This window comes from Bordetella hinzii LMG 13501 (genome assembly GCF_001548475.1).
GTDB classification, from domain to species: domain Bacteria; phylum Pseudomonadota; class Gammaproteobacteria; order Burkholderiales; family Burkholderiaceae_B; genus Bordetella; species Bordetella hinzii.
In genome coordinates, this window is record NZ_LRUJ01000024.1 from 49500 (window position 1) to 76048 (window position 26549).

24 protein-coding genes are annotated in these 26549 nt (G+C 67.6%); 17 read left to right on the forward strand and 7 right to left on the reverse strand.

What is annotated here, in order from left to right; all coding sequences use genetic code 11:
• Window positions 1-83: 83 nt before the first annotated feature.
• Window positions 84-974 carry a LysR family transcriptional regulator gene (locus AXA74_RS15740; RefSeq protein WP_032979197.1) on the forward strand — a complete coding sequence of 297 codons (891 nt, stop codon included), beginning with the start codon at window positions 84-86 and terminating at the stop codon, window positions 972-974.
• A 41-nt stretch (window positions 975-1015) separates the two neighbouring features.
• Here AXA74_RS15740 and rimO read toward each other — a convergent pair whose 3' ends face one another.
• Both rimO and AXA74_RS15750 read right to left on the reverse strand, forming a co-directional pair.
• Window positions 1016-2317, reverse strand: coding sequence for a 30S ribosomal protein S12 methylthiotransferase RimO (gene rimO / locus AXA74_RS15745; protein WP_032958754.1), 1302 nt, complete (start codon window positions 2315-2317; stop codon window positions 1016-1018).
• 184 nt (window positions 2318-2501) lie between these two features.
• Complete coding sequence (locus AXA74_RS15750) at window positions 2502-2747, reverse strand: helix-turn-helix domain-containing protein (protein WP_029579768.1); 246 nt, start codon at window positions 2745-2747, stop codon at window positions 2502-2504.
• A 348-nt stretch (window positions 2748-3095) separates the two neighbouring features.
• Here AXA74_RS15750 and AXA74_RS15755 point away from each other — a divergent pair, with 348 nt between their 5' ends.
• The 7 genes from AXA74_RS15755 (at window position 3096) to AXA74_RS15785 (ending at window position 10362) form a co-directional block, all read left to right on the forward strand.
• Window positions 3096-4445 carry an MmgE/PrpD family protein gene (locus AXA74_RS15755; protein ID WP_032979196.1) on the forward strand — a complete coding sequence of 450 codons (1350 nt, stop codon included), beginning with the start codon at window positions 3096-3098 and terminating at the stop codon, window positions 4443-4445.
• On the forward strand, window positions 4442-5212 hold the full coding sequence (locus AXA74_RS15760) for an IclR family transcriptional regulator (protein WP_029579766.1): 771 nt from the start codon (window positions 4442-4444) through the stop codon (window positions 5210-5212). Before AXA74_RS15755 ends, AXA74_RS15760 begins: the two co-directional genes overlap by 4 nt.
• Before the next feature lie 145 nt (window positions 5213-5357).
• Entirely contained in the window at window positions 5358-6107 is a 750-nt protein-coding gene (locus AXA74_RS15765) for an SDR family NAD(P)-dependent oxidoreductase (RefSeq protein ID WP_029579765.1), read from the forward strand.
• 41 nt (window positions 6108-6148) lie between these two features.
• Window positions 6149-7114 carry a Bug family tripartite tricarboxylate transporter substrate binding protein gene (locus AXA74_RS15770; protein ID WP_032958492.1) on the forward strand — a complete coding sequence of 322 codons (966 nt, stop codon included), beginning with the start codon at window positions 6149-6151 and terminating at the stop codon, window positions 7112-7114.
• A 22-nt stretch (window positions 7115-7136) separates the two neighbouring features.
• Window positions 7137-7961, forward strand: a complete 825-nt coding sequence (locus AXA74_RS15775) for an alpha/beta fold hydrolase (RefSeq protein ID WP_223850479.1) — start codon at window positions 7137-7139, stop codon at window positions 7959-7961.
• A 14-nt stretch (window positions 7962-7975) separates the two neighbouring features.
• Complete coding sequence (locus AXA74_RS15780) at window positions 7976-9469, forward strand: flavin-containing monooxygenase (protein ID WP_032979195.1); 1494 nt, start codon at window positions 7976-7978, stop codon at window positions 9467-9469.
• A complete protein-coding gene (locus AXA74_RS15785; RefSeq protein WP_032958487.1) occupies window positions 9466-10362 on the forward strand; it encodes a 3-hydroxyacyl-CoA dehydrogenase family protein in 897 nt (298 codons plus the stop codon). The genes AXA74_RS15780 and AXA74_RS15785 overlap by 4 nt, the downstream gene beginning before the upstream one ends.
• 30 nt (window positions 10363-10392) lie before the next feature.
• On the opposite strand, the gene AXA74_RS15790 is transcribed toward AXA74_RS15785, so the two are convergent.
• Genes AXA74_RS15790 through AXA74_RS15800 form a run of 3 tightly spaced genes read right to left on the reverse strand, consistent with a single transcriptional unit; the run spans window position 10393 to window position 13120 of the window.
• Window positions 10393-11373, reverse strand: coding sequence for a tripartite tricarboxylate transporter substrate binding protein (locus AXA74_RS15790; RefSeq protein ID WP_032958485.1), 981 nt, complete (start codon window positions 11371-11373; stop codon window positions 10393-10395).
• A gap of 32 nt (window positions 11374-11405) precedes the next feature.
• Window positions 11406-12377 (reverse strand): ketopantoate reductase family protein, encoded by a 972-nt coding sequence (locus AXA74_RS15795; RefSeq protein WP_032979194.1) that lies wholly within the window; start codon window positions 12375-12377, stop codon window positions 11406-11408.
• Window positions 12374-13120, reverse strand: coding sequence for a class II aldolase/adducin family protein (locus tag AXA74_RS15800; protein ID WP_032973725.1), 747 nt, complete (start codon window positions 13118-13120; stop codon window positions 12374-12376). The genes AXA74_RS15795 and AXA74_RS15800 overlap by 4 nt, the downstream gene beginning before the upstream one ends.
• Before the next feature lie 114 nt (window positions 13121-13234).
• On the opposite strand from AXA74_RS15800, the gene AXA74_RS15805 reads away from it, so the two are divergent.
• A complete protein-coding gene (locus tag AXA74_RS15805) occupies window positions 13235-14155 on the forward strand; it encodes a LysR family transcriptional regulator (protein ID WP_029579757.1) in 921 nt (306 codons plus the stop codon).
• On the opposite strand, the gene AXA74_RS15810 is transcribed toward AXA74_RS15805, so the two are convergent.
• Entirely contained in the window at window positions 14130-15368 is a 1239-nt protein-coding gene (locus tag AXA74_RS15810) for an MFS transporter (RefSeq protein ID WP_223850480.1), read from the reverse strand. The two genes, AXA74_RS15805 and AXA74_RS15810, sit on opposite strands and share 26 nt — an antisense overlap.
• A gap of 85 nt (window positions 15369-15453) precedes the next feature.
• Between AXA74_RS15810 and AXA74_RS15815 the strand changes: the two genes are divergently transcribed.
• Window positions 15454-16353, forward strand: a complete 900-nt coding sequence (locus tag AXA74_RS15815; protein ID WP_230588834.1) for a LysR family transcriptional regulator — start codon at window positions 15454-15456, stop codon at window positions 16351-16353.
• Between the two features lie 9 nt (window positions 16354-16362).
• Here AXA74_RS15815 and AXA74_RS15820 read toward each other — a convergent pair whose 3' ends face one another.
• Window positions 16363-16992: a LysE family translocator gene (locus AXA74_RS15820; protein ID WP_032979193.1), complete on the reverse strand. Its 630-nt coding sequence runs from the start codon at window positions 16990-16992 to the stop codon at window positions 16363-16365.
• An 87-nt stretch (window positions 16993-17079) separates the two neighbouring features.
• Here AXA74_RS15820 and rsmB point away from each other — a divergent pair, with 87 nt between their 5' ends.
• The 7 genes from rsmB to AXA74_RS15855 all read left to right on the forward strand — a co-directional run bounded on the left by rsmB (window position 17080) and on the right by AXA74_RS15855 (window position 26527).
• Entirely contained in the window at window positions 17080-18411 is a 1332-nt protein-coding gene (gene rsmB, locus AXA74_RS15825; protein ID WP_032979237.1) for a 16S rRNA (cytosine(967)-C(5))-methyltransferase RsmB, read from the forward strand.
• 42 nt (window positions 18412-18453) lie between these two features.
• Window positions 18454-19038 carry a DUF4390 domain-containing protein gene (locus AXA74_RS15830; RefSeq protein ID WP_032963193.1) on the forward strand — a complete coding sequence of 195 codons (585 nt, stop codon included), beginning with the start codon at window positions 18454-18456 and terminating at the stop codon, window positions 19036-19038.
• Complete coding sequence (locus AXA74_RS15835) at window positions 19035-21332, forward strand: sensor histidine kinase (protein ID WP_032979192.1); 2298 nt, start codon at window positions 19035-19037, stop codon at window positions 21330-21332. The genes AXA74_RS15830 and AXA74_RS15835 overlap by 4 nt, the downstream gene beginning before the upstream one ends.
• Before the next feature lie 11 nt (window positions 21333-21343).
• A complete protein-coding gene (locus AXA74_RS15840) occupies window positions 21344-22033 on the forward strand; it encodes a response regulator (RefSeq protein ID WP_029579750.1) in 690 nt (229 codons plus the stop codon).
• A complete protein-coding gene (gene trkA / locus AXA74_RS15845; protein ID WP_029579749.1) occupies window positions 22030-23409 on the forward strand; it encodes a Trk system potassium transporter TrkA in 1380 nt (459 codons plus the stop codon). Before AXA74_RS15840 ends, trkA begins: the two co-directional genes overlap by 4 nt.
• 28 nt (window positions 23410-23437) lie before the next feature.
• Complete coding sequence (locus AXA74_RS15850) at window positions 23438-24907, forward strand: TrkH family potassium uptake protein (RefSeq protein ID WP_029579748.1); 1470 nt, start codon at window positions 23438-23440, stop codon at window positions 24905-24907.
• Between the two features lie 387 nt (window positions 24908-25294).
• A complete protein-coding gene (locus AXA74_RS15855; RefSeq protein WP_029579747.1) occupies window positions 25295-26527 on the forward strand; it encodes a YbdK family carboxylate-amine ligase in 1233 nt (410 codons plus the stop codon).
• The last annotated feature ends 22 nt before the right edge of the window (window positions 26528-26549 follow it).

Genomic DNA, 26549 nt, shown 5'->3' on the forward strand with positions numbered 1-26549 from the left:
GATGCCGCCATCGCCAAACGCGATGACGGGCGCCGGCGCGGCTAAAATGGGCGCCCTGACTGTTTTCCTGGGCTGGCCGTTTCATGCGTCTCGATCCCACCTCCCTGAAGCTCTTCATCAGCGTGGTCGAGCTGGGCACCATCGCCGCGGCCGCCGAGCAGGAGCACATCGCCGCGGCGGCGGTCAGCAAGCGCGTGAGCGAACTGGAAGAAAACCTGGGCATACGCCTGCTGACCCGCACCAACAAGGGCATCCAGCCCACGCCGGCCGGCTTCGCGCTGTCGACCATGGCGCGGCGCGCGCTGCATGAGCTGGACGAGGTGGCGGTGCGCATGCGCGAATATGCCAGCGGCCTGCGCGGCTTTGTCCGCGTATTTGCGAACATCTCGGCCATCACGCAGTTCCTGCCCAAGGACATCAAGGACTTCCTGGGCGAATATCCCAATGTTCAAGTCGACCTCGAAGAGAAAATCACCCCGGCCATCATCAAGGCCGTGGCGGAAAACGCCGCCGATGTGGGAATTTTCTCGGGCACGGTGCCCGATCACGACGTCGAGATCCTGCCGTATCGGGAGGACATGCTGGCGCTGGTGGTGCCGGCCGACCACCCCTTGCAGGCCAAGCCCGGGTTTCGCTTCGTCGATGCGCTCGAATATGACTTCATCGGCCTGCATCGCGGCAGCGCCATCAACCGCATCTTGTCGCATGCGGCCAGCGGCGCCAAGCGCAACGTCAAGCTCAAGGTGCAGGTCACCGGCTTTGACGCGCTGTGCTTCATGGTGGACTCAGGCTTGGGCGTGGGTGTGCTGCCGCTGGACCTGGCGCAGCGCTACTCGGTGATGTTCAACATCCGCATCATCCCGCTGACCGAACCCTGGGCGCGCCGCCAGATCCAGATCTGCGTGCGCGCCTTCGACGCCCTGCCCACGGCGGCCAAGCTGTTTGTCGATCACCTGAGCCGGCCCCAGCCCTGAAGCGCGGCCGGCGCCATCGCCGGCCGCGATGGCGCCGGCAATCAGATGCGGTCGGCCCAGAGGTCGTATTCGTCGGCGTCGGTGACGCGCACGCGGACCATGTCGCCGGGCTTGACCGGGGTCTCGCTGGACACATACACACAGCCGTCGATCTCCGGCGCATCGGCGCTGGAGCGGCCCACGGCGCCGTCCTCGTCGACCTCGTCGATCAGCACATCGATCTCGCGGCCGATGCGGGCCTGCAGGCGAGCCGCCGAGATTGCCTGCTGGTGTTCCATGAAGCGCTCCCAGCGCTCCTGCTTGACGGCATCGGGCACCGGATCGGCCAGGGCGTTGGCCGGCGCGCCCTCGACCGGCGAATATTGGAAGCAGCCCACGCGGTCCAGCTGCGCTTCGCTCATCCAGTCCAGCAAATACTGGAAATCCGCTTCGGTCTCGCCCGGAAAGCCCACGATGAAGGTCGAGCGTATGGTCAGGTCCGGACAGGCGGCGCGCCATTGCTGGATGCGCGCCAGCGTCTTGTCCTCGAAGGCTGGACGCTTCATGGCCTTGAGGATGCGCGGGCTGGCGTGCTGGAAAGGGATGTCCAGGTAGGGCAGCACGCGGCCATCGGCCATCAGCGGAATGATGTCGTCGACGTGCGGATAGGGATAGACGTAATGCAGCCGCGTCCAGACGCCCAGTTCCGAGAGCGCATCGCACATCTCCGTCATGCGCGTCTTGACCGGACGGCCGTTCCAGAAGCCGCTGCGGTACTTCAGGTCCACGCCGTAGGCGCTGGTGTCCTGCGAGATCACCAGCAGTTCCTTCACGCCGGCCTTGACCAGGCGCTCGGCCTCGTTCAGCACATCGCCCACCGGCCGGCTCACCAGATTGCCGCGCATGGAGGGGATGATGCAGAAGCTGCAGCGGTGATTACAGCCCTCGGAAATCTTCAGGTAGGCGTAGTGGCGCGGCGTGAGCTTGATGCCTTGCGGCGGCACCAGGTCGACATAGGGGTTGTGATCCTGGCGCGGCGGCGCGGCCGTGTGCACGGCGCGCACGACCTGCTCGTACTGCTGCGGGCCGGTGACGGCCAGCACGCTGGGATGCACTTGGCGGATGGCGGATTCTTCCACGCCCATGCAGCCGGTCACGATGACCTTGCCGTTTTCGGCCAGGGCCTCGCCAATGGCCTCCAGCGACTCGGCCTTGGCGCTGTCGATGAAGCCACAGGTATTGACCACCACCACGTCGGCGTCGCTGTATTCGGGCGTGACCTCATAGCCCTCGGTGCGCAGCTGCGTGAGGATGCGCTCCGAGTCCACGAGCGCCTTGGGGCAGCCGAGGCTGACAAAGCCCACGCGCGGAGAGCGGTCGCCGCCGCCCTTGCCGGGCTTGCCGGCGCCGCCGCCATGGCCTGCGTCCTTGTCAGGGCGATGGCCCGCGGTGATGCTGGGGCCCTTGCCGGCCCGGGATGTTTCCAGGATTTCCAATCTTGTTCACCGTAGGTTCGCGCGCGGCGGGCGGCCGCGTCGCGGGAGTTTTTCAGGCCGGTTCGTCCATGGGTGGCAGGTCGCGCAAGGTCTCCGGATGGCGTATCGCCACCCGCAGCAGGGTCTGGGCCGCGCCCGAAGGGTTGCGTCGGCCTTGTTCCCAATCCTGCAGAGTGCGCACACTGACGCCCAGCAATTCGGCGAAGTCTGCCTGGGGCAGGCCGACGCGGCTGCGGGCTTCACTGATGCGCGACGCCGGCCACCGCGCGGGACGCTGCGGCGGGGCTGCTTTTTTCATGGCTTGATCTGTTCACGGGCAGGGGGGCATGCCCCCGTGGCCTGGGCCGCCGCGCCAGGGGCGAGAGCCAAGGATGCGGAATTATACGGCAATGCCGTAGGGGCCGGCCCGCGCCCTGGCCTCTGCGGGGGCCCCTGGCTTCGTCGTGGGAGGCGGGGGCCGCCCTGGCCGCCACGGTCGGTCTTCTGGAAGAAAGAGGCACGTCATTGGGGTTTCCGTATTCGTCCCCAGCACGTTTTGTTCATATTGTGAACAATCGGCAGCGCCGGGATTGACCCCGGGGGGGGCCGGCACCATTGTTGGCATCCTCCGCCGCGCGCTGTGCGAGGCATCAGCCCCCCTGCCACGATGACCGCTGTCCAGGACCTTCCGCTTGCCCGCCAGTTCGTTGATTGGGCGTATGCCTTGCGCCATGAGGAAGCGCCCGAAGCGGTGCGCCAGGCGCTGCGCAACTGCCTTCTGTACAACCTGACCATGGGCTTGGCCGTGGACCCCGCGGATGATCCCCTGGGCGACAGCCTGGCGGTGGTGGCCGGGCAGGCCGGCACGAGCCGGCTGCTGGGCGGGCGCGGCAGCCGCAGCGCCCGCGACGCGGCTTTCGTCAACGCCGGGCTCATCACCGCGCGCGGCCAGAATGACACCCATCCCGAGGCCGTCACGCACATCGGCTGCATCGTCATTCCGGCGGTGCTGGCCTTGGCCGACGAGGCCGCGCCGGAAGATATCTGGGACGCCTTGTTGCTGGGCTATGAGCTGATCCCCCGCCTGGCCCGGGGTCTGGCGGGCGAGACCAGCCGCCGTGGGTTCCGGGCCACGCCGCTGTACGGGGTATTGGGCGCGGCCGTGGCCTGTGCCCGCGTCTTGCGCCTGCCGGCGGAGCAGGCGGTGTCGGCGCTGGCCATCGCCACGCAACATGCCTCGGGCACATTGCAGCCCTGGGTGGACGGCTCGCAGGAGTGGCGCCTGCAGGTCGCCAAGGCCAGCCGCGACGCGGTCGACTCGGCCCTGCTGGCGCGCGCCGGCATGCAAGGCGCGCCGCGCTGCCTGGAGGGCGGCAGCGGCTTTGCCCAGGCCTATGCCGGCACGCCGCCGGCGCCTGACACGGCGGTGTTCTCGGGCTGGCATCTGCCCCGCATGGCGTTCAAGCCTTATCCGGGCTGCGCCTTCAACCAGTCGGCGGTGCATGCGCTGCGGGCCTTGCTGGAGACGGTGGACGCCGGCCAGGTGGTCGCGGTGGACGTCGCCATGCATCCGCTGGATGCTGCTTATCCGGGCATCGACGCGCACGGCCCGTTTGCCACGCCATCGGGAGCCATCATGAGCGCGCCGTTCATGCTGGCGGCCACGCTGCGCGACGGCCAGCCGGGCATGGCGCATTTCTCCACGCAGTTCGGCCCCGGCCCCTTGCATGCGCGCGCGGCCTCGGTGCGGGTGCGCGCCTGCGCCTCGGTGGCCCGCTGGGCCTGCCGCCTGTCGCTGACCCTGGCCGACGGCACGGTCCGTGCCGGCGGATGCGACGGCGGCTTCGTGCTGGACGCCCGTCAGACGCGGGCCCTGTGCCAAGGCGTGGCGCGCGAATGGCCCGGCGGGCCGGCGCGTTTTGCGGCGCTGGCCGAGGCGGCCGAAGGCGGCGCGCCGGCCTGGCCGGCCCTGTGCGCGGCCGCCTATGACCGTCCCCACGACACCCTCCGCCCATGACGGCTTCGACCAAGGGCGCCCAGGCGGTCTTTCGCGCGCTCAGCCTGCTGCGCCATATCTCGCATGCCCACCCGCAGGGCATAGGGATCGCCGAACTGGCCGCCCAGGCCGGGCTGGACCGCTCCACGGCCTATCGGCTGGCCTCCAGCCTGGTGGAGTTCGGCCTGGCCGAACGCGATGCGACGCGCCACTACCGCCTGGGCGTGGAGGCCATGCAGCTGGGCCTGGCCGCCATGCGCTCGGCGCCCGTGGTCGAGCGTCTGCGGCCCATCATGCGCCGGCTGGCGCGGCGCACCGAGGACACGGTGTTCCTGGTCGTGCGCAACGGCGATTACGGTCATTGCCTGCATAGCGAAGAGGGCGGCTATCCCGTCAAGGCGCTGGTCTTGCAGGTCGGCGGCATGCGCGTGCTGGGCATAGGGTCGGCCGGCAGCACGCTGTTGTCCACGCTGCCGGATGACGAGATCGCCGCCCTGTATCACCGCCACCAGGACGAATTCGATCCGCGCGGCCTGAGCCTGGGCGACCTGCGCAAGCTGGTGCAGCAGACCCGCCGCCGCGGCTATGCCGATACCGCCGATCTGGTGGCCGATGGGGTCAGCGGCGTGGGCATGCGCTTCGAGTTTGCCAGCGGCAGCCAGGCCGCGCTCAGCGTCGCGGCCATCCGCAGCCGCATGACGGCCGAGCGCAAAGCCTGGATCGCGCAATTGATCGCCGAAGAATTGCAGCTGGGAGGCTTCATCCCCTCGTTCTCGCGCGCCGGCTGAACCCGCCGGGGCGCGGGCCGGGCCACGCTGTGAGCACTTTGTTCATATTGTGATTAAAGCGCCATATCGCGCTAACAGTCGCCTGCCCACCCCCTGCAAACTGCTCGCATCACGGCGGATGACACGCCGGTCTTGCGAGGGTGGTATGGAACTGGGTATCGAGAATCAGGTGGCGTTTGTCACCGGGGCGGGCAAGGGCATCGGCCTGGCCTGCGCGCAGGCCCTGGCGCGCGAAGGCTGCCGGGTGGTGGTGGCGGACATCGACGGGGCGGCGGCCGAACAGGCGGCGAGGGGCATCGCCCAGGCGGGCGGCACGGCGCTGGCCCGCGCGCTGGACGTCAGCCGGCCGGAATCGGTCAAGCAGGCGGTGGCTGATGTGCTGGCGCAATGGGACGGGATCTCCATCCTGGTCAACAACGCGGGGTTTTCGCGTGACAGCGCCATTGGGCAGATGAGCGATGCGCAATGGGCCGACGTGCTCTCCGTCAATCTCAGCGGCGCCTTCCATTGCATCCGCGAGATCGCCCCCCTCATGGCCGAGCGCGCCTATGGCCGCATCGTCAACATGGCGTCGCGCGCGCATTTCGGCGACGTCAACAAGGCCAACTATTCCGCCTCCAAGGCCGGCCTCATCGGCATGACGCGCGCCCTGGCCATTGAGCTGGGACCCCGCGGCGTGACGGTCAATGCCGTGGCGCCCGGCATCATCGAGACAGAGCGGCTGCGGAACCTGCCCCAATTCGCGGGCATCGAGGCCCGTTCATTGGCCGGCATGCCCATCAAGCGCATCGGCCAGCCGCAAGAAGTCGCCGACGCGGTCGCCTTCCTGGCCTCGGCAAGAGCCGGCTTCATCACGGGCGAAGTCCTGCATATCAGCGGCGGGCGCTACGGCTAGCCGTCCGCGGTTTTCCTTCAATCAAGATAAATGGAGACATCATGATCAAACCCATGGGATTGTTCCTGGGCGCCCTGGCCCTGTTGCTGGGACAGGCCGCCAGCGCCGCGTCCTGGCCCTCGCAGCCGATACGGCTGGTCATTCCCTTCGCCCCCGGCGGCACCACCGACATTCTGGGCCGCATGATGGCCGAAGGCCTGGGCAAGGAGCTGGGCGTGACCGTCATCGCCGAGAACATCGCCGGCGCCAACGGCAATCTTGGCGCTCAATCGGTCCTGCGCTCCAAGGCCGACGGCAACACCATCATGTTGGGCACGCCGGGCCCCATGATCGTCAACAAATACGTCTATAAAAACCTCGCCTTCGACCCGAAAACGGCTTTCGCGCCGGTGGCGCTGGTAGCCGAACTGCCGAATGCCCTGATGGTCAGCCCCAAGCTGGGCGTCAACAGCGTGGCCGAGCTCATCGGCCTGGCGCAGAAGAAAAAGGACGGCCTGACGTTCGGCAGCCCCAGCGTGGGATCCAGCGGCCATGTCTCGACGGAACTGTTCAAGCTGCAGGCGCATATCAGCGCCGTTCACGTGCCCTACAAGGGCAGTTCGCCCATGCTGGTCGATCTGATGAGCGGCAATACCGATTTCACCATCGACCAGATTTCTTCGGCGCTGGGCTTTGTGCAATCGGGCAAGCTGCGGGCACTGGCCGTCACGTCGCGCACCCGTTCGGCGCAGCTGCCGGATGTGCCCACCTTGCGCGAGGCGGGCTTTCCGGACTACGAAGTGTCGGTGTGGTTCTGCGTGGCGGCGCCGGCCGGCACGCCCCAGGACAGGATAGACATCTTGAACGGCGCCTTGAACAAGGTGCTGGCCGATCCTGCGGTCAGAGAGCGCATCGCTTCGCTGGGCGCCCAGCCGCTGGGCGGCCCGCCCCAGGACCTGGCGCGCCAGATCCTGGCCGAAGAGAAGAATATCCAGGCTGTCACCCAGGTTGTCACTTTCGAAAACTGATGGATGCTTGCTCATGACTTTGATGAAAGACGTATACACGGGCAGCGTGTCGGCTGGCGATGTCCCGGTCACGTATTACGATTCCGCGCCCGGCGCGGCCGATGCCCAGACCATCGTGCTGCTGCATGGCACCGGCGGCTCGGCGGAGAACAACTTCTGGGCGCTGTTTCCCATGCTGGCCATGCGTCATCGCGTGGTGGCGCTGGATTTCGTCGACCCCGAGACGCCCGGCGCGCAGGCCTACCTGGACCAGGTACAGGCCGTGGTGCAGGCGGTGGGCGGACCCGTCCACCTGGTCGGCTACTCCTTCGGCGCGGTGATCGGCGCGCTATACGCCGCGCGTCATGGCCGGCAGCTCGCCTCGCTCACGCTGGTGGCGGGCTGGCTCAAGACGGACACCCAGCAGCGGCTGCGCAACAACATCTGGCGCAGCCTCTACGACAGCGGCCACGAGGCCCTTGCGCCTTTCTCCGTGTTCACCAATTTCAGCCAGGCTTTTCTCAATGCCAAGAACGACGCCGAGCTCGAAGCCCTGATCCAGGGCGTGCGCAAGGGGCCGGACCGCTCGCGCAAGATGGCCTTCAACCGCGATGTCGATATCGGCGCCGAGGTGGCGGCCATCGCCGTGCCCAGCCTGGTCATCGCCTGCACGCAGGACCAGATGGCGCCCTTGCGCCACTCCCGCCTGTTGTTCGGTAGCATCAAGAACTGCCGCTATGCCGAGATCCATTCCGGCCACGGGGTGGTCCACGAGCGCCCCTCCGAACTCTTCATCATGATAGACAGCTTTGTGCGGCAGCCCGACGGCTGGCCCGCCGGGCACGTCGTCCAGAACAGCCACGCCTGACGCAGGAGACAGACATGAATGCCAACCACGCCGCGCCGCGCACCGAAACCGAAGTGCTCATCATCGGCACGGGATTCTCCGGCCTGGGCATGGCCGTGGCGCTCAAGCGCCAGGGCCAACGGGATTTCCTGGTGCTCGAACGCGCCGCAGACGTCGGCGGCACCTGGCGCGACAACGCCTATCCGGGCGCGGCCTGCGATATCCAGTCCCACCTCTATTCCTATTCTTTCCGGCCCAATCCGCGCTGGAGCCGCGTCTATGCGCCCCAGCCCGAGATCCACCAATACCTGCGCGACACCGCCCGCGACGAGGGCATTCTCGAACATGTGCGTTTCGGCGCCGACGTCACCCGGGCCCGATGGGACGCCGGATCGGCGGCCTGGCTGGTCGACACCACCGCGGGCGGCTTCAAGGCCCGCGTGCTGATCTCGGCGGCGGGCCATCTCTCCGACCCCTCGTATCCCGATATCGAAGGCCTGGCCTCCTTCAAGGGGCGCGTCTTCCACTCGGCCAAATGGGACGCCGGCTATGACGTGGCCGGCAAGCGCATCGGCGTCATCGGCACCGGCGCCTCGGCCATCCAGATCGTGCCCGAGCTGGCGCGCTCGGCCGGGCGCCTGACGGTCTTCCAGCGTTCCGCGCCCTACATCATCCCGCGCCGCGACCATGTCTACAGCGAAGCCGAAAAAGGCCTGTTCGAGCGCTTCCCGCAGGCCGCCCAGGAGTTGCGCGACGAACTTTTCTGGGGCAATGAGAGCCGCTTTCCGCAGCGCCGCCAGGTGCCGGCCTTCATCGAGCAGATCACGGCCACGGCGCTGAACCATCTGCGCCAGCAGGTGCCCGACGAGGGCTTGCGCCAGAAGCTCACGCCGCATTACGCCATTGGCTGCAAGCGCGTGCTGATCTCCAACGACTACTATCCGGCGCTGCAGCAGCCCAATGTCGCGCTGGAGACGGCTGGCATCGCGCGTATCGATGCCGAGGGCGTCATCCTGAAGAACGACGAGCGCGTGGACCTCGATCTGCTGGTGGTGGCGACGGGTTTCGAGGCCACCGAGCTGCCCATCGCCCAGCGCATCCATGGCGAAGACGGCGTCTGCCTGGCCGACCAATGGCGCGGCGGCGGCCAGGCTTTCGCCTGCACCGCGGTGGCCGGCTTTCCCAACCTTTTCATGATGCTGGGCCCCAACACCGGCCTGGGCGCCGGATCCATGATCTTCATGATCGAGACCCAGATCAACTACATCGGGGGCGCGGTGGACTTCATCTTCGAACGCCAGGCCGTGGTCAATCCCGATGCGGCCGCGCAGCAGGCCTATGTCGAGAGCATCTACCAGCGCAGCGCCGGCACAGTGTGGGTGGAGGGCGGCTGCAGCAGCTGGTATCTGCACCCGGAAAGCGGCAAGCTCACCGCGCTGTGGCCGGACTTCATGACCCAGTTCCGCAAGGAGAACGGCCGTTTCTCGCCCCAGGGTTATCGGATCAGCCGCCTGGCGGAGGCCGCATGAGCGCCCGCGTCGCCGTGGTCGGCGCCGGCCTCATGGGGCACGGCATTGCCCAGGCCTTCATGGTCGCGGGCTTTGCCGTCTCCATCTGGGATCCGCTCGAATCGGCGCGCGCCTCGGTCACGACACGCATCGCGGAGCACCTGGCGCTCATGGGGTTGGAGGTGCCGGTGCGGGTCCGGGTCTGCGAGACCCTGGCCGATTGCGTGGCCGGCTGCGATCTGCTGGTCGAGGCCGTGCCCGAGAAAATGGAGCTCAAGCGCGCCCTGCTGGCGGCGATCGACGCCATCCATCCGGATTGCATCATCGCCACCAATACCTCGGTGCTGCGCATCAGCGAGATCGCCGAGGGCAGCGCGCGGCCCGAGCGGGTCGTCGGCACGCACTGGTGGAACCCTCCCTATCTGATCCCGGTGGTGGAGGTGGTGCGCGGCGAGAAGACCAGCGAGGAGGTCGCCGGGCGGGTTTCCGAGTGGCTCAGGCAGGCGGGCAAGACGCCGGTGGACGTATACCGCGACGTGCCGGGCTTCGTGGGCAACCGCATGCAGTTTGCCTTGATGCGCGAGGCCGCCTATCTGGTCGAAGAGGGCATTTGCTCAGCCGAGACCGTGGACCTGGTGGCCCGGCTGACCTTCGGCCGCCGCTGGGCCGCCGTCGGCCCGCTGCGCAATGCCGATTTCATTGGGCTGGACCTGGCCTGCAACATCATGGACTATCTCTCGCCCAGCCTGTCGGATGCCAAGGCTGCGCCCCGGTTGTTCCGCGACAAGGTCGCGGCGGGGCAGTTGGGCGCCAAGTCCGGCAGCGGCGTCTATGAATGGGAAGGCGGGGATCGCGACGAGACGGAAAAGCAGCTGCTGCGCCATCTCATCGCCGCGCAGCGCGGCGGACAATGAAACCCAAGGCGCCTGGCGGCGCCTTGGCCGTCATTCCAGCGTGACGATGCCGGCCTGCTGGATGACGGCATTCCATTTGGCGCGGTCCTGCGCCATGAAGCGGCCGAATTCCGCCGGCGGGCTGAAGCTGGGCTCCAGGCCCATGTCATAGAAGCGTTGCTTGAGCTTGGGATCTTCGGCCATCTTGGCCAGCGAGCCGCCCAGGGTGGCCACGACCGGGTCGGGCACCTGCGCCGGTACGACGAAGCCCAGCCACGGCGTGGCGCTGAAATTGACTACGCCGGACTCGCCTACCGTTGGCAGGTCGGGCAGCAGCGCGGATCGCTTAGCCGTGGTGACGGCCAGGGCGCGGACCTTGCCGCCCTCCAGGAAGGGCTTGGCCGCCGCCACATCCACAAACATGAAGTTGACCTCGCCGGCGGCAATGGCGCTCAGGGCTGGCACGCTGCCGCGATAGGGGATGTGATTGGGACGCACGCCGGCGTTGGTGGAGAAGAGCTCGCCTTCCAGATGGTTGGAGGTGCCCGGACCGGAGGAGCTGTAGTTGCCCTGCTTGCCGTCGCCGGCCTTGAGGAACGTCACCAGGCTGGCGACGTTGTCGGCCGGCAGGCCAGGGGCCACCACCAGCAGGTGCGGCACGGCCGCGAGCAGCGACACGGGCCGGAAGTCCTTTTCCGGATCGTAGCCGGCCTTCTCCTTGTAGAGCGCCGGCGCCACGGCGAAGGTCGAGGCCGCCATGAGGACGGTGTAGCCGTCGGGTGCCGAGCGGGCCACATAGTTGGTCGCGATGGTCGTGCCGGCGCCGGGCTTGTTGACGACCACGACCGGCACCTTGAGATCTTCCTGCAGTTTCTCGGCCACCAGGCGCGCCATGACGTCGGTGACGCCGCCGGGCGAGAACGGCACGATGATGTTGATGGGCTTGTCGGGATAGTTGGCGGCCTGGGCGCAGGCGATGGGCAGGGCCAGGGCGGCGGCGAGCAGGGTCGGGCGTAACCATCTGGGCGTCATGTCTTCCTCCTGAGGATGTTGTTGTGCGGTGTTCAAGCGCCGGGCGATCTTGCGCCGCCGGCGGGAAAGCGGCTCTCGAGCAAGGCCCATACGCTGTCCAGCGTCGGGGCCGGGATGCCGAGGTGAGCGGCCATGCGGGTGAGGATGCCCACCAGCGCTTCGCCCTCGAGCGGCCGGCCCGCCAGCGCGTCCTGCAGCATGGAAGTGCGCGCGTGGCCAGCCGACTCGGCCTGGCGCAAGCGGCCCTCCACGCCCTGGGACTCCTCGTAGCCCAAGGCGTGGCCCACCGCCATCAGCTCGCCGATCAGGCGCGCGCACAGCCGGCGCAGGCCGGGGCCGGCCAGCATCTGGTGCATGGTGGCCTGAGCCAGCGCGCTGACCGGATTGAAGGTGGCATTGCCCAGCAGCTTGTTCCAGATATCGGCTTGTATGTGGCTGCTCGCCCGGCATTGCAGGCCGCTGGCGTTGATCGCGGCGGCCAGCTTCCGCAGGCGGGCGCTGGGCTGGCCGTCGATCTCGCCCAGGGCCAGGGTGTCGCGTCCGCCTTGTTCGACATTGCAGGCATCGCGCAGCTGGGCCGGGATATAGACCACGGCGCCCATCAGGCGCTCGGCCGGCATCGCCGGGAAACCGCCATAGAACTCGCCCCAGTCTTCCTGTTCGCACAGCAGGGGGTGGCTGCGCAGCAGCCACCAGGGCACGCCGTTGACCATGGGCACCAGCGGGCTGTCGCCCAGGGGCGCCAGCGTGGGCAGCAGCGCAGGTAGGTCGTATTGCTTCACGCACAGCAGCACGGCGTCCCAATCGCCCTCCGCCCGCGCCGGCAGGGAGATGGCGCGGGTGCCGAGCAGGCGGCCGGCGCGCCACAGGCTCAGGCCCTTGTCCTGGAGGGCCGCCCTGCGCGCGCCGCGCGCCAGCAGCGCCACCTCCGCCCGGGTGCCGCTCAGGTGCCAGGCGAGGGTGGCGCCCACGGCGCCGGCGCCGATGATGAGGATGCGGGTCATTGGCGGTACTCGGGCTTGAGGCGATCGAGCATGCGCAACAGCGGCGGCCAGTGCTTGTCGCGCGAAGGCCGGCCGGGCCGGTCGAATTGCGCGGCCACGCGGGCCGCGACGGCGTCCGGTGCCTCCAGCAGCGGCCCGCCGCCGGCCTGCGCCGCGACCTGTATCTGGCAGGCCCGCTCCAGGTAATACATCTGATCGAAGGCATCGCTGACGGTGTCGCCGCAGACCAGCAACCCATGGTTGCGCAGGATCATGGCCTTGTGCGGGCCGAGGTTGCGTGTGATGCGCGCTTGCTCGTCCAGGTCCAGCACCACGCCTTCGTAGTCGTGATAGGCCAGCTTGCCGTAGAAGCGCATGGCATGCTGCGACAGCATGCGCAGCCCGGCGGCCTGGGCCGAGACCGCCACGCCTGCCTGGGTATGCGTGTGCATGACGCACAGCACATCGTGGCGCCGCGCATGGATGGCGCTATGAATGACGAAACCCGCCTGGTTGATGCCCAGGCCGGTCGGGTCCAGCAGGATGTTGCCGGCAAGGTCGACCTTCACCAGGTTGGAGGCCGTCACTTCGTCGAACATCAACCCATAGGCGTTCAACAGAAATTGCCCCTCGCCGACGCGCGCCGAGATATGCGTGTAGATATGGTCGGTCATGCGATGCAGCGCGGCCAGCTGATAGGCCGCGGCCAACGCCACGCGGGCTTGCCATTCGTCCTCGGAGACGTGTTCGCGCACGGAATTCATGTCTGTCTGCTGGCTCGAAGGATGCGATGCCGGCATTGTGCGAACTTGTCATTCATAAATCCAAGCAAAGTTCTTTATCGAAAAACATCAATTTCATTGATGTATAGTCGGCGCATGACCCGACCCAACCTCGTGCATGCACAGACGCTGTGCTGGATCGCCCGGCTGGGCACCTTCGCCGCGGCGGCCGAGCGCATGCACACGACGCAGCCAGCCGTTTCGGCGCGCATGAAAGAGCTGGAGACCGCCCTGGGCTATCCCTTGTTCGAGCGCCGTGGCCGGCGGCAGGAGCTCACCTTGCAGGCGCGGCGTTTTGTCGACCGCGTCGCGCCGCTCCTGCACCAGGTCGAGGCGGTCTTCAACGATACGGAGGCCGCGATCCAGCCCGCCGGCACTGTGCGGCTGGGCCTGGGCGAAGTGTCCATGAGCTGGCTGGGCGCGCTCATCCCCGCCTTGCGCCGGGCCCTGCCCCGCGTCACCTACGAGATCGAGCTGGACCTGGGCGTGAAGCTGCGCGAGCGGCTGGCCGCGGGCACCCTGGATGTGGCCCTCATCGCCAACAGCCATGAGCATCCTGACCTGGCGTACACGCCGTTGGGCAAGGTGCCCATGGTGTGGGTCTGCGCGACGTCGCTGCTGTTCACGGCGCAAGGGCGCAGCCGCTCGCTGGATGAACTCCTGCGCCGCGAGACGCTGTGGTGCGTGTCCAAGCCTTCGGATTTTTTCGCGCCGGCCTATAACGAGCTGCGCGCGGCCGGCGCCGATATGGGCAATCTCTGCGCCTGCAACAAGCTCAAAGGCCTGATCGATGCCGTGACGGCCGGAGGCGGCATCGCCCTGTTGCCCCAGACCATGGTGGCGCGCCAGCTGCAATCCGGCGAGCTCGCCCTGGTGCCCGGCAACCTGGCCGGGCAGACCCTGGATTTCGCCATCGCCGTGCACCGCAACCAATCCCAGCCCGCGGTGCTGGGCTGGGTGGCCGAGCTGCTGCGCCTGTCGCGCCTGGCGCCTATCGGCGCGCCGCCACCGGCGTAGCGGCCGGCCGGCTTCTGGCGTGGACCAGCCAGGCCAGCGCGCACAGCCCACCCCAGAGCAGGCAGGCCAGTGGCCAGCCGCCGGCCTGCCAGGCCAGGCCGGCGCTCCAGGAGCCGGCCGCCGCGCCCAGGAACATGCCGCTCATGTACAGCGTGTTCAGGCGGCTGCGCGCCTCCGGGCGCAGGGCGTACACCACGTGCTGGTTGGCGATCATGGCGGCTTGTTCGCCGATGTCCATCAGCAGGATGCCCAGGACCAGCCCGACGAGACTGCTCCAGGCGCCCAGGAGGACGAAGGACAGCAGCATGAGGAGCGCGCCCAGCGCGATCACGGCATGGGGACCGCGCCGGTCCGCGATGCGGCCAGCCAGCGGCGCCATGAGGATGCCGGCCGCGCCCACCAGGCCCATCAGGCCGGCGACGTCGGCGCCCAGGCCGAATCCATGACCGAGATACAAGGCCAGGATGGTCCACATGCCGATGAAGGCGGCGAATAGCAGCGCCTGCACGCGGGTGGCGCGGCGCAATTGCGGCTCCGCCTTCCAGAGGACGAGCAGGGAGCGCATGAGTTCGCCGTAACGATGCGCGGACTGGGGGCGGCTATGCGGCAGCCGGGCCAGCAGGACCAGCCACATCAGCCCGCAGGCGATGGCGCCCAGGCCGAACGCCGCGCGCCAGCCCCAGTGTTCGCCGGCAAAGCCGCCCACCACACGTCCCAGCAGGATGCCGCAGAGCAGGCCGCTCATCACGGTGCCGACCACTTGGCCGCGGCGCTGCGGCGGCGCCAGCTCGGCCGCGAAAGGAACGATTTGCTGGGCCACGGAGCCGGTCATCCCGACGCAGGCCGAGACCAGCGCGGCGGCCCAGGCGTTGGGCGCCAAGGCCAGGCCGACAAGCGCCAGGCACAGGCCGGCGGACTGCCACAGGATGAGATGGCGCCGGTTCATGCGATCGCCCAGCGGCACCAGCAGGAACAGCCCGCAAGCGAAGCCCAGCTGTGTCGCGGTGGGGATCAGGTTGACGACGGCCGCATCGCCGGGGAAAGCCTGGTGCAGCAGTTCCAGCAGCGGTTGATTGAAATAGATGTTGGCGATGAAGACGCCGCAGGCGGCGGCCAGCGTCATCAAGAGGCCGCTTTCCAGCGCGGCGGGGGAGGGGGCGGACGGGGCTTGTGAGCGGGCGGCGCGCATGCCGGTACCAGTGGGAAGCATCATGGACGGGACTGGATTATGGGATGGCTACTTCTTGCAGAGAACACTAATATCTGCAAGGTATCCATTCAAATTTGCAAAGGTGGCCGTGATCCATCGTCCCGACGAAATGGCCTTGTTCGTGGCCGCGGTCGACCAGGGCAGCCTGTCGGCGGCTGCCCGGCTCACGGGGCTGTCCCTGGCTTCGGTGAGCCGGCACATGAGCGCGCTGGAAAACCGCCTGGGCACGCGCCTGCTGGTGCGCTCCACCCGCAAGCTCTTGGTGACCGACGCCGGCCGGCGCTATTACCAGGCGGCCAAGCGCCTGTTGGCCGAAATCCACGAGATGGAAGCCGGCCTGAGCGTGGAGGCCACCGAACCGGTCGGCCGCCTGCAGCTCACCGCGCCCATCCTGTTCGGCCGGGTGCATCTGCTGCCCTTGCTGGCGCGTTTCCTGGTGCGCCATCCCCAGGTGACCCTGGATGTCTCGCTGATGGACCGTCCGGTCAATCTGCTCGAAGAAGGCATCGATATCGCCGTGGTCGTCGGCCAGCAGCCCGACTCCAGCCTGGTGGCCCGCAAGCTCGGGGCCATCCGCTGGGTATTGGCCGCTTCGCCCGGCTATCTCGCCAGCCGCGGCGAGCCCGCCTGCCTGGCCGACCTGGCGCATCATGATGGCCTGGTCTACAGCCATTACGCCAACGAACAGGAGTGGCGCTTGCGCGAGGCCGGGCAGCCGGTTGCCGTGCGTCCCAGGGTGCGCATGCGCTCCAATGTGCTGGACGGCGTGGTCGCCGCGGCGGTCGAAGGCGCCGGCATCGTCCACGCGCCGGCCTGGGCCATCGCCGATGACGTGGCCCGGGGCCGCTTGCGCCTCGTGCTGCCCGGGTGCGAATCGCCGCCGCGGCCCATATTCGCCTTGCTGACGCATCAGCGCCTGCTCGCCAGCCGGGTGCGCGTCCTGCTGGACTATCTCAGCGAGTCATTGGCGGGCCAGTCCTTCGCCTGAACCGGGGCCTCAGGATCCGCCGCGCCGGTAGAGCGCCAGCGTGGCGGCCAGGCCGATGAGGGTGGCGCCGCACAGGCGGTTGAGCCAGCGCAGCCCGCGCGCCCGCAGTCCGCGCGCCATGCGCCAGCCCAGGACGGCATAGGCCGTCATGGCCAGCAGGTTGAGCACGGCCAGCGTGGCCGCCAAGGCCAGGTACTGCGCCGGCAGCGGTGCTTGTGTGTCGATGAACTGCGGCAAGAAGGCCGACATGAACAGCAATGCCTTGGGATTGGAGAGGGCGACCAGAAAGCTGTGCGCGAAAACCGGCCCCATGGGAGGACGCGCTTCGTCCTGGCCGGCCGGCAGGACCAGGGCCGCGTCCTGGCGCAGCAGGCGCCAGCCCAGATAGGCCAAATAGAGCGCGCCAGCCCATTTAAGGACCCGGAAGGCGGTTTCGGAGGCGGCCAGCAGCATGCCCAGGCCGCCGGCCACCATGGCGACCAGCACCATGTCGGCCAGCACCGCGCCGGCCATGCCCCAGCAGGCCGCCCGCAAGCCGTGTCGCGCGCCATTGCTCATGGCTAGCAGGACGGTCGGCCCGGGTGTGGCGATGATCAGCCCCGAGGCGAAGACAAACAGGGTCAGCGTGGTCAGGTTCATGACGGGCTCCGGCGAGCTGGCAGTGTGCCGCGAGCGGCCCGATGCGTCCAGCGGCTACCATAGCGGCTATTGAATATGGAATTCCGCATGGCTTCTGCTTCCGAGGCGGGCAATCTGGCCCCGCCGCTCTCCGCTGTCCTGCTGTCCGCCGCCGCCGCCGTGCAGGCCGTGGACGAGGGCCGTTCCCTCACCGAGGCGCTGGCCGAGACCGAGGCTGGCCTGCGCCCGGCCACCCAGGCTGTGTCGTTTCACGCCATGCGCTACATGGGATGGGCCGACACGCTCGCCAACCGGCTGGTGCCGCGGGCGCCCGCGCCGCTGGCCGGGGCCTTGCTGCGCGTGGCGCTGGCCCTGCTCAAGCAGCCCGAGCCGCCCGCCCAGGCCGTGCCCGGCATGCCGGTCTATGCGCCGCATACCGTGGTCGACCAGGCCGTGACCGCCGCGGCCGGCCACAAGCGGCTGGCCGGGTTCAAAGGCTTGATCAACGGCAGCCTGCGGCGCTTTCTGCGCGAGCGCGAGACCCTCGAGGCGGCGCTGGCCGGCGACCCGGTGGTGCGCTGGAATCATCCCCAATGGTGGATCAAGGCGCTGCGCCAGGCCTATCCCCAGCAATGGCAGACCCTGTTGGCGGCGGCCAACGTGCCCGCGCCGCTGACGCTGCGTGTGAACCGCCGCCGTGCCAGCCGCGCGCAGGTGGCCGAGGCTTTCGCCGCAGCCGGCGTGCCGGTGCGCGAGACGGGCGAGTCCGGGCTGGTGGTGCTTGAGCCCCGGCCGGTCATGCAATTGCCCGGCTATGCCCAGGGCTGGTGGTCGGTGCAGGATGCTGGCGCGCAATTGGCCGCGCCGCTGCTGCCGCTGGCCGACGGCATGCGGGTGCTTGACGCCTGCGCCGCGCCCGGCGGCAAGACGGCCCATATGCTGGAGATCGCGCGGCTCGATTTGCTGGCACTGGACGCCGATGCGCGGCGGCTGGAGCGCGTGGGGCAGAATCTCGAGCGCCTGGGCCTGGACGGCGCGCGGCTGGTGGCCGGCGACGCGGCCGATCCGGACAGCTGGTGGGACGGCCGGCCTTTCGATGCCGTGCTGGCTGATGTCCCCTGCACGGCGTCGGGCATCGTGCGGCGCCACCCCGATATCCGCTGGCTGCGCCGGGCTCCCGACGTGGCCCGCACCGCCGCTTTGCAAGCGCGCATTGCGGACGCGCTGTGGCGGGTGGTGGCGCCCGGCGGCCATCTGCTCTATGTGACCTGCTCCCTCTTTCCCGCCGAGGGACAAGCCCAGGCGCGGGCCTTTGCGGCGCGCCACGCCGACGCCGAGGCGCTGCCCGCGCCGGGCCAGCTGCTGCCCGTTGCGGTGGATGCAACACCGGAGTCGCAGCATGATGGTTTTTTCTATGCCCTGTTTGCCAAGCGGCGCTGAATCGCCAAGAATAGGGACAAAGCATGACCCGATAGAAAGTCCATGATTGTTCGTCTAATTGCCGCCTTCTTGCTGGTTATCGCACCTTTCTGGTTTGGAGAGGGCGGGCGGGTGTTTGCCTCCGAGCCCAAGGTGGTGACGATAGACCCCCTCATCCAGGATGCCCGGCTGGCCATCAACGCCGACGTGGATTTCCCGCTCAATGACCAATTGCGCGACGCCGCCCAGCGCGGCCTGCCGCTCTATTTCACCGCCGACATCAAGATCACCAAGGCGCGCTGGTGGTGGTTCGACCGCAGCATCGTGGACACCAGCATGACCTGGCGTGTGAGCTACAACGCCCTGACGCGCCAATGGCGCGTAGGCCAGGGAGAACTTTCCCTCAATGTCGCCTCGCTCGACGACGCCATGGACGTGGTCAGACGCATCCGCGATTGGCGCGTGGCGCAGGCTTCCGAATTCGAGGCGGGCGAAGTCTACAACGGCCAGCTGCGCGTGCGCCTGGACACTTCCCTTTTGGCGCGTCCCTTCCAGGTCAATGCGCTCAACAGCAGCGCCTGGGCGGCCGCCACGCCCTGGCGCGAGTTCTCTTTCACCCTCACCGAACCGGCGCGGGATCCCTCATGAGACTCTTGTTGCGGCTGGCCCTGATCATCGGGGCCGTCAGCGGATTGTCCTTGCTGGGCCTGCTGGCCTGGTCCACGGGCAATGCCTCCCGCCTGGCCCAGTACTACGACGTGCTGCTCATCCTCAACGGCGTGTTCGCGCTGGCGATGTTCGTCTGGGTCGTGGCCCTGACCGTGCGCCTGGCCCGCCAGATACGCCGCCGCCTGTTCGGCGCCCGCCTGACGGCGCGCTTCGCCCTGGCCTTCGCCCTGATCGGCGTGGTGCCGGGCGCCCTGATCTATACCCTGTCGGTGCAATTCCTGTCGCGTTCGATCGAGTCCTGGTTCAACGTCCGGGTCGACAACGCCCTGGAAGCCGGCCTGAACCTCGGCCGGGCGGCGCTGGACTCCCAGCTGGCGGACCTGGATGCGCGCGCCCGCGCCATGGCGTCCGAACTCAACAACCTGACCGACGCCGACATCCCGCTGGTCCTGACCCGGCTGCGCGAAGCCAGTGGCGTGCAAGAAGCCCTGGTCTTTACCGGCAGCGGGCGCCCGCTGGCCTTCTCCACCAACAAATTCGGCCAGCTGGTGCCTCCCACGCCGCCGGCCACCGTCCTCAACCAGCTCAAGCTGGCGCGCGGCTATTCGGCCGCCGAGGCCGACGATCCCGGTATTCCGGGCGCCGAGGATGGCCTGCACCTGCGGGTGGTGATTCCGTTGAGCACGCCGGTGCGCTTTGACAGCTCGCTGGCCGGCGCCGGCGAGCCGCGCTGGCTGCAATTGATGCAGAACGTCCCCGAGCAGATCGCTCATAACGCCAATCGGGTGCAGCAGGGCTTTCGCGACTACCAGGAGCTGGCGCTCTCCCGCCTGGGCCTGCGCAAGCTCTACGGCATCACGCTGACCCTGGCCTTGTTGCTGGCGGTGTTCGCGGCCATCGCCGTGGCGCTGTCGCTGTCCAAGCGGCTGGTGCGCCCGCTGCTTACGCTGGCGGCCGGCACCCAGGCGGTGAGCGTGGGCGACTACCGGCCCCTGCCCGAACCTCCCGAACGTGACGAGGTCGGCCAGCTGACGCGCTCTTTCAACGCCATGACGCGCCAGCTCGACGAGGCGCGCCAGATGGTCGAGAGCAACCGCCGCCAGCTTGAACGCTCCAACGTCTACCTGGAAAGCGTGCTGGCCAATCTCTCGTCCGGCGTGCTGGCCTTCGATGAGTCCTTCCGGGTGACCACGGTCAACCAGGGGGCGCAGAACATCCTGCAGGCCGATCTGCGCTCGGTCATCGGCCGGCCGCTGGAAACCGTGGACGGCATGCTGGAGTTCGCGCGCATCGTGCGCGAAGCTTTCTCCGCCCACGCCGCGGTCGGCTCGGAGCGCCAGCACTGGCAACAGCAGTTCGAGATCACGCCGGCCCAGGCCGGCGCCCAGCCCATCATCCTGTTGGCGCGCGGCACCCACTTGCGCGTCGACGGCCGCGGCAACGGCTATCTGGTGGTGTTCGATGACATCACCGAAGTCATTTCCGCCAACCGCACCATGGCCTGGGGCGAGGTGGCGCGCCGCCTCGCCCACGAAATCAAGAACCCGCTGACGCCCATCCAGCTGTCGGCCGAACGCCTGGCCATGAAACTGGCCGGCCGCCTGCCGCCGGCCGAGGCCCAGATGCTGGAGCGCGCCACGAACACCATCGTCAACCAGGTGGGTTCGCTCAAGCAGATGGTGGATGATTTCCGCGAATACGCCCGCACGCCGCCGGCGGTCATGCAGCCCATCGATTTCAATGGCCTGGTGGCCGACGTCCTGGCGCTGTATGGCTGGGATCCCGTCGATGGGCAGGCGCGCAATGGCGGTCCCCGGCTGGACGTCGAACTGGCGCAAGGCCTGCCTGTCATCGAGGGCGATCTCACGCAGTTGCGCCAGGTCATCCACAACCTGCTGGCCAATGCCCGGGATGCGGTCAACGACCTGGGCGACAAAGCGCAGGTCAGGGTGGTCACCCAGCTGACACATATTCCGCATTCAGATGGGTCGGAAACTGCCGCCGTCCGGTTCACGGTGGCCGACAATGGTTCGGGTTTTCCGCCGCAGGTGATGCAACGGGCTTTCGAGCCTTATGTCACGACCAAGGCCCACGGCACCGGGCTAGGATTGGCAATTGTGCGTAAGATCGTGGAAGAGCATGGCGGGCGCATCGATATCGCCAATCGCAAGGAAGGCGGCGCGAGGGTTTCCATCTTGTTGACCCGCTTGGCGGGTGCGTCCGATACTATGGACGAGACCTTGCAACAAAAGCATAATGCGGCTACGCAATAGGTGAAAGGTTTATGGCCAGAATTCTGGTGGTCGACGACGAAGTTGGCATTCGCGAACTCCTGTCCGAGATTCTTTACGACGAGGGACACACGGTTGAGTTGGCGGAAAACGCGGCGCAGGCCCGTGCCGCGCGGCTGCGCTCGCGTCCGGATCTGGTCCTGCTCGATATCTGGATGCCGGACACCGACGGTGTCAGCCTGCTGAAAGAGTGGGCCTCCCAGGGCCTGCTGGACATGCCCGTCATCATGATGAGCGGGCACGCGACCATTGATACCGCCGTGGAAGCCACGCGCATCGGCGCGATGGACTTCCTCGAAAAACCCATCACGTTGCAGCGCCTGCTCAAGACCATCGCCGCGGGCCTGGCGCGCGGGCGCCTGCCGGCCCCGGTCGCGGCTCCGGTGGTCAGCGCCACGCCGGCCATCGCCCTCGAAGACGAGCTGGATCCTGTCCCGGCCCTGGCCCATCCGGCCATGGGGGAGGCCCCCGCCGCGGCCAATGGCCAACTGGGCAGCATATCGCTCGATCAGCCGCTGCGCGAGGCGCGCGACGAATTCGAGCGCATCTATTTTGAATACCATCTGGTGCGCGAGAACCACAGCATGACCCGGGTATCCGAGCGCACCGGGCTGGAACGCACCCACCTCTACCGCAAGCTCAAGCAACTGGGCATCGAATCCGCGCGCAAGCGAGGCTCATGAAAATCCTCATCGTGGGCGCCGGCCGCGTTGGAACCAGCGTGGCCGAAAACCTGGTGTCCGAAGAGAACGACATCACGGTGGTGGACGTTCAGCCGGACCAATTAGGCTATCTCCAGGAGCGCTTCGACCTGCGGGTCATGCAGGGCGATGCCACCCAGGTCTCGGTGCTCGAGGCGGCCGGGGCCGCCGACACCGATCTGCTGATCGCCTGCGCGGCATCCGACTCGGTCAACATGGTGACCTGCAAGATCGCCCGGCAGCTTTTCAACGTGCCGCGCCGCATCGCCCGTATCCGCGCGCCGGAATTCGCCGACCATCCCGAGCTCATGGGCGACGAGGGCTTTTGCATCGACGCCCTGATCAGCCCCGAGCGCAGCGTGACCACCTATCTGCACAGCCTCATCGAGTTCCCCGAGGCGCTGCAGGTCGTGGAGTTCGCCGAAGGCAAGCTGAGCGTGGTGACGGTCAGGGTGGGGCACGGCAGCCCCATGGCCCATACGCCGGTGGACCGCCTGCGCGAGGTCTGGCCCGATGTCACGGCGCGCATCGTGGATGTGCTGCGCGACGGCCGGCCGCTGCATGCCGGCCTGGGCACGGTCATCGCTCCGGGCGACGAAGTCGTCCTGGTGGTGGACAGCCGCCACGCCCGCCGCGCCGTGCGCCAGCTGCGCGAGGCCGAGAAATCCGTGCACCGCGTCATGATCGCCGGCGGCGGCAATATCGGCCTGCGCCTGGCGCGCCAGCTGGCCGACGAAAACTACAGCGTGCGCATCATCGAACGCAACGAGAAGCGTTGCGAATACCTGGCCGCCGAACTGCCATCCAATGTGCTCATCCTGCATGGCAGCGGCACCGACGAGTCCCTGCTCGAGCGCGAGAACATCCAGGACATGGACACCTGGCTGGCGCTGACCAGCGACGATGAGGACAACATCATGTCCTCCCTGCTGGCCAAGCGGCTGGGCGCGCGCAAGGTGATCTCGCTCATCAACCGGCACGCCTATGGCGAACTCATGCAAGGCAGCCACATCGATATCGCCGTGTCGCCGTCGCAGGCCACCATGAGCGAACTGCTGCGCCATGTGCGCCGGGGCGACGTGGTGGCGGTGCATCGCCTGCGCCAGGGCGTGGCCGAGGCGCTGGAAGCCGTGGCGCACGGCGACCGGGCGACGTCGCGCGTGGTCGGCCGCCGCGTGGGCGACATCCGATTGCCCAAGGGCGCCGCCATAGGGGCCCTGGTGCGCGAGGACGAAATCCTTTTGCCCGACGCGGATACCGTGATCGAGTCGGATGACCACGTCATCGTCTTTGTCCCGACCCGCCAGCAGATGGCGCGGGTGGAAAAGCTCTTCCAAGTATCCGCGTCTTTCTTCTGAATCCTGCCCTCGGGGCCTTGTGCCGATCATGAAGCGTTTGCTGGCCACCTTCTACGTACTCGGGCTGACCATGGTGGTGTTCGCCCTGACCATGCTCATCCCCCTGGGCGTGGCCTGGCTGGGCGAGGACGACGGCCTGCGCGCGTTTGCCGAGGGATTCGGCATTGCCATGGGCATCGGCGCCGGGGTGTGGCTGCTGACCCACCGCTGGCGCAGCGAACTGCATGCGCGCGACGGTTTTTTGCTGGTCTCCATCGTCTGGGCGGGGCTGCCGCTGTTGGCCGCCATCCCGCTGCTGCTCTACTACAGCCAGGCCGGCCAGCCGCTGTCCTTCACGCATGCCTATTTCGAGGCCATGTCGGGCCTGACGACGACGGGCGCGACCGTCCTGACGGGGCTGGACCACCTGCCGCCGTCCATCAATCTATGGCGGGCCACGCTCATCTGGATCGGTGGCATGGGCATCCTGGTGCTGGCCGTGGCCATCCTGCCCCTGCTGGGCGTGGGCGGCCACCAGGTGGTGCGCGCCGAGACACCGGGTCCCATGAAGGACGAGCGCCTCACCCCGCGCATCGCCAGCACGGCCAAGGCGCTCTATGCCGTGTATTTCGGTTTTTCCATCCTTTGTTTCCTGGCCTACCGCGCCGTGGGGCTGTCCTGGTTCGACGCCTGGGCCCATATGGCGACCACGATGGGGCTGGGCGGTTTCTCCACTTACGACGAGGGCTTTCTCAAGTTCGATTCCGTTCCGGTCGAAATCGTGGCCATCGTCTTCATGCTGATCTCGGGCATCAATTTCGCCACGCATTTCAATGCCTTGCGCCAGCGCAGCTTCCGCCCTTACCTGTCCTGCCCGCAGACCATTCCCTACCTGGCCGTGGTGCTGGGCACCGGGCTGGTGATTTCGGTCTATCTCTTTCTCAAGCATGTCTACACCGATCCGCTGCAGGCCTTGCGCTACGGTATGTTCAACACCATCTCGGTGGCCACGACCACGGGCTACGCCAATACCGACTATGCGGCCTGGCCCCTGTTCGCGCCGCTGACCATGCTGTTGCTATCGGCCTTCGCCACTTCGGCCGGATCGACCGGCGGCGGCATCAAGATGATCCGCGTCATGCTGCTCATCAAACAGGCCCGCAACGAACTCATCACCATGCTGCATCCGCATGCCGTCAGCCCGGTTCGCATCGGCAGCCGCATCGTCGATCAGCGGGTGATGTTCTCGGTGCTGGCCTTCATGCTGGTCTACGGCCTGTCGGTCGGCGTGCTCAGCAGCCTGCTGCTGCTCTCGGGCCTGGACCTGACCACGGCTTTTTCCGCCGTCATGGCCATGATCAACAATACCGGGCCGGGCCTGGGTGTGCTGGGGCCCATGGGCCACTACGGTGTGCTGACCGATTTCCAGGTCTGGGTATGCACCTTCGCCATGCTCATCGGGCGCCTGGAATTGCTGACGGTGCTGGTGCTGTTCACCCCCTGGTTCTGGCGCAAATAAAGCCGGGGCCAGGTGGGGGCCGCGGCCGTAACCAGCGGCAAACGCTTACCTCCCCGGGGCTTTGTAACGCCCATTTTGCCCTGGTGCAAACCCCATGCTGGGGTTTTCCCTGACATCGATTTTTGCCAATATTGGCGCGCCTCTCAGCTCGCCATGGCCGGCCGGGCCCCGCCAATCCTTGTATGTGAGCACTTGCTCTCGCCTGCTTCATAGAGCGATTTGCGTGATGTTGCCATATGCCTGATAAATGTCACGAATTTCAATCTTTTTGCCACAAAGTGGCGGCTATCATGCAAGCACTAGATGCCGTCACTCACCCCCCGGGAAGCATCCGGGCTTCAAGGTCAAACGGCGCATCCCTCAAACAGCAATCACAAGGAGTCGGAGATGGAACAAATTCCGTTCGTTTCCTCGTCCCCCAACACCTTGGGCATTGAACTGGAACTCCAACTGATCGATCCGGCAAGCTTCGATCTGACGGCGGCTTCCGACGAGCTGCTCGCCCAGTTGGCCAACCACCCGGTGGCCGACCGCGTCAAACCCGAAATCACCCGCTCGATGATCGAGCTGAATTCCTCCGTCCACGAGCATCCGGCCGGCCTGCTGGCCGAGATGCGCGAGATGCGCGACGCCTTGTGCGAGGCGGCCGATGCCGTGGGCGTCGGGATCGCCGGCGGCGGGACCCATCCCTTCATGCGCTGGCAGGAGCGCGCCATCTCGGACACGCCGCGCTTTCAGTACCTGGCCGAGATGTACGGCTACCTGGCGCGCCAGTTCACGGTCTTCGGCCAGCACATCCACCTGGGCGTGCCCTCGGGCGATGCCGCCATCCGGCTGGTCCATGGCCTGTCGCCCTATGTGCCGCACTTCATTGCGCTGTCGGCATCCTCGCCCTACCGCGAAGGCGTGGACACCTTGTTCTCCTGCGCCCGTCTCAATGCGGTCAATAGCTTTCCGCTGGCCGGCCACATGCCGCCCGAGGTGAGCGACTGGTATCGCTTCGAGGCCCATCTGGCCCAGCTGCGCGACAGCGGCCTGGCGGAAAGCATCAAGGATCTCTACTGGGATATCCGGCCCAAGCCCGAATTCGGCACGGTCGAGATCCGGGTCTGCGACACGCCGCTGACAGTCGAGCGCGCCTGCCAGCTGGGCGCTTTCGCCCAGGCGCTGGCGGTGCTGCTCAGCCGCGAGCCCACCCCGCCGGCCAAAGCCTGGCTGGCGTATCGCAGCAACCATTTCCAGGCCTGCCGCTTCGGCCTGCACGGCAGCTATGTCACACCCGATGGGCAGCGTGTGCGGCTATCCGACCACCTCAAGCAACTGTTCGAGCGCCTGATGCCGGTAGCCGAAGAACTGGGCACCACCGATATGCTGCAGGCCTTGCGGGACGAGGTCTTGCGCGGCGGCAATGATGCCCGCTGGCTGCGCAGCCAGTTCCATCGCAGCCGCGAACTGCCCACCATGGTCGAGGCCATGACCCAGGTCTTTCGCGGCGAACCGGCGGAGCTGCCCCGCCCGGCCGAGGCCGTACGCCGCCGCATCCGGGCCAACTCCGAGCCCGTCGCCACCGCGCTGGCGTCCCCGGATCCGTCCACGATGTGGCCGGACCGCCTGCACTGAGCGCCTAGCGGCTGGCGCGCCG

Bases quoted from the DNA above. Each gene is read 5' to 3' on its own strand.
- AXA74_RS15740 (WP_032979197.1), top strand. From the start codon at position 84: ATGCGTCTCGATCCCACCTCCCTGAAGCTCTTCATCAGCGTGGTCGAG.
- AXA74_RS15750 (WP_029579768.1), bottom strand. From the start codon at position 2,747: ATGAAAAAAGCAGCCCCGCCGCAGCGTCCCGCGCGGTGGCCGGCGTCG.
- AXA74_RS15755 (WP_032979196.1), top strand. From the start codon at position 3,096: ATGACCGCTGTCCAGGACCTTCCGCTTGCCCGCCAGTTCGTTGATTGG.
- AXA74_RS15760 (WP_029579766.1), top strand. From the start codon at position 4,442: ATGACGGCTTCGACCAAGGGCGCCCAGGCGGTCTTTCGCGCGCTCAGC.
- AXA74_RS15765 (WP_029579765.1), top strand. From the start codon at position 5,358: ATGGAACTGGGTATCGAGAATCAGGTGGCGTTTGTCACCGGGGCGGGC.
- AXA74_RS15770 (WP_032958492.1), top strand. From the start codon at position 6,149: ATGATCAAACCCATGGGATTGTTCCTGGGCGCCCTGGCCCTGTTGCTG.
- AXA74_RS15775 (WP_223850479.1), top strand. From the start codon at position 7,137: ATGAAAGACGTATACACGGGCAGCGTGTCGGCTGGCGATGTCCCGGTC.
- AXA74_RS15780 (WP_032979195.1), top strand. From the start codon at position 7,976: ATGAATGCCAACCACGCCGCGCCGCGCACCGAAACCGAAGTGCTCATC.
- AXA74_RS15785 (WP_032958487.1), top strand. From the start codon at position 9,466: ATGAGCGCCCGCGTCGCCGTGGTCGGCGCCGGCCTCATGGGGCACGGC.
- AXA74_RS15790 (WP_032958485.1), bottom strand. From the start codon at position 11,373: ATGACGCCCAGATGGTTACGCCCGACCCTGCTCGCCGCCGCCCTGGCC.
- AXA74_RS15795 (WP_032979194.1), bottom strand. From the start codon at position 12,377: ATGACCCGCATCCTCATCATCGGCGCCGGCGCCGTGGGCGCCACCCTC.
- AXA74_RS15800 (WP_032973725.1), bottom strand. From the start codon at position 13,120: ATGAATTCCGTGCGCGAACACGTCTCCGAGGACGAATGGCAAGCCCGC.
- AXA74_RS15805 (WP_029579757.1), top strand. From the start codon at position 13,235: ATGACCCGACCCAACCTCGTGCATGCACAGACGCTGTGCTGGATCGCC.
- AXA74_RS15810 (WP_223850480.1), bottom strand. From the start codon at position 15,368: ATGATGCTTCCCACTGGTACCGGCATGCGCGCCGCCCGCTCACAAGCC.
- AXA74_RS15820 (WP_032979193.1), bottom strand. From the start codon at position 16,992: ATGAACCTGACCACGCTGACCCTGTTTGTCTTCGCCTCGGGGCTGATC.
- rsmB (WP_032979237.1), top strand. From the start codon at position 17,080: ATGGCTTCTGCTTCCGAGGCGGGCAATCTGGCCCCGCCGCTCTCCGCT.
- AXA74_RS15830 (WP_032963193.1), top strand. From the start codon at position 18,454: ATGATTGTTCGTCTAATTGCCGCCTTCTTGCTGGTTATCGCACCTTTC.
- AXA74_RS15835 (WP_032979192.1), top strand. From the start codon at position 19,035: ATGAGACTCTTGTTGCGGCTGGCCCTGATCATCGGGGCCGTCAGCGGA.
- AXA74_RS15840 (WP_029579750.1), top strand. From the start codon at position 21,344: ATGGCCAGAATTCTGGTGGTCGACGACGAAGTTGGCATTCGCGAACTC.
- trkA (WP_029579749.1), top strand. From the start codon at position 22,030: ATGAAAATCCTCATCGTGGGCGCCGGCCGCGTTGGAACCAGCGTGGCC.
- AXA74_RS15850 (WP_029579748.1), top strand. From the start codon at position 23,438: ATGAAGCGTTTGCTGGCCACCTTCTACGTACTCGGGCTGACCATGGTG.
- AXA74_RS15855 (WP_029579747.1), top strand. From the start codon at position 25,295: ATGGAACAAATTCCGTTCGTTTCCTCGTCCCCCAACACCTTGGGCATT.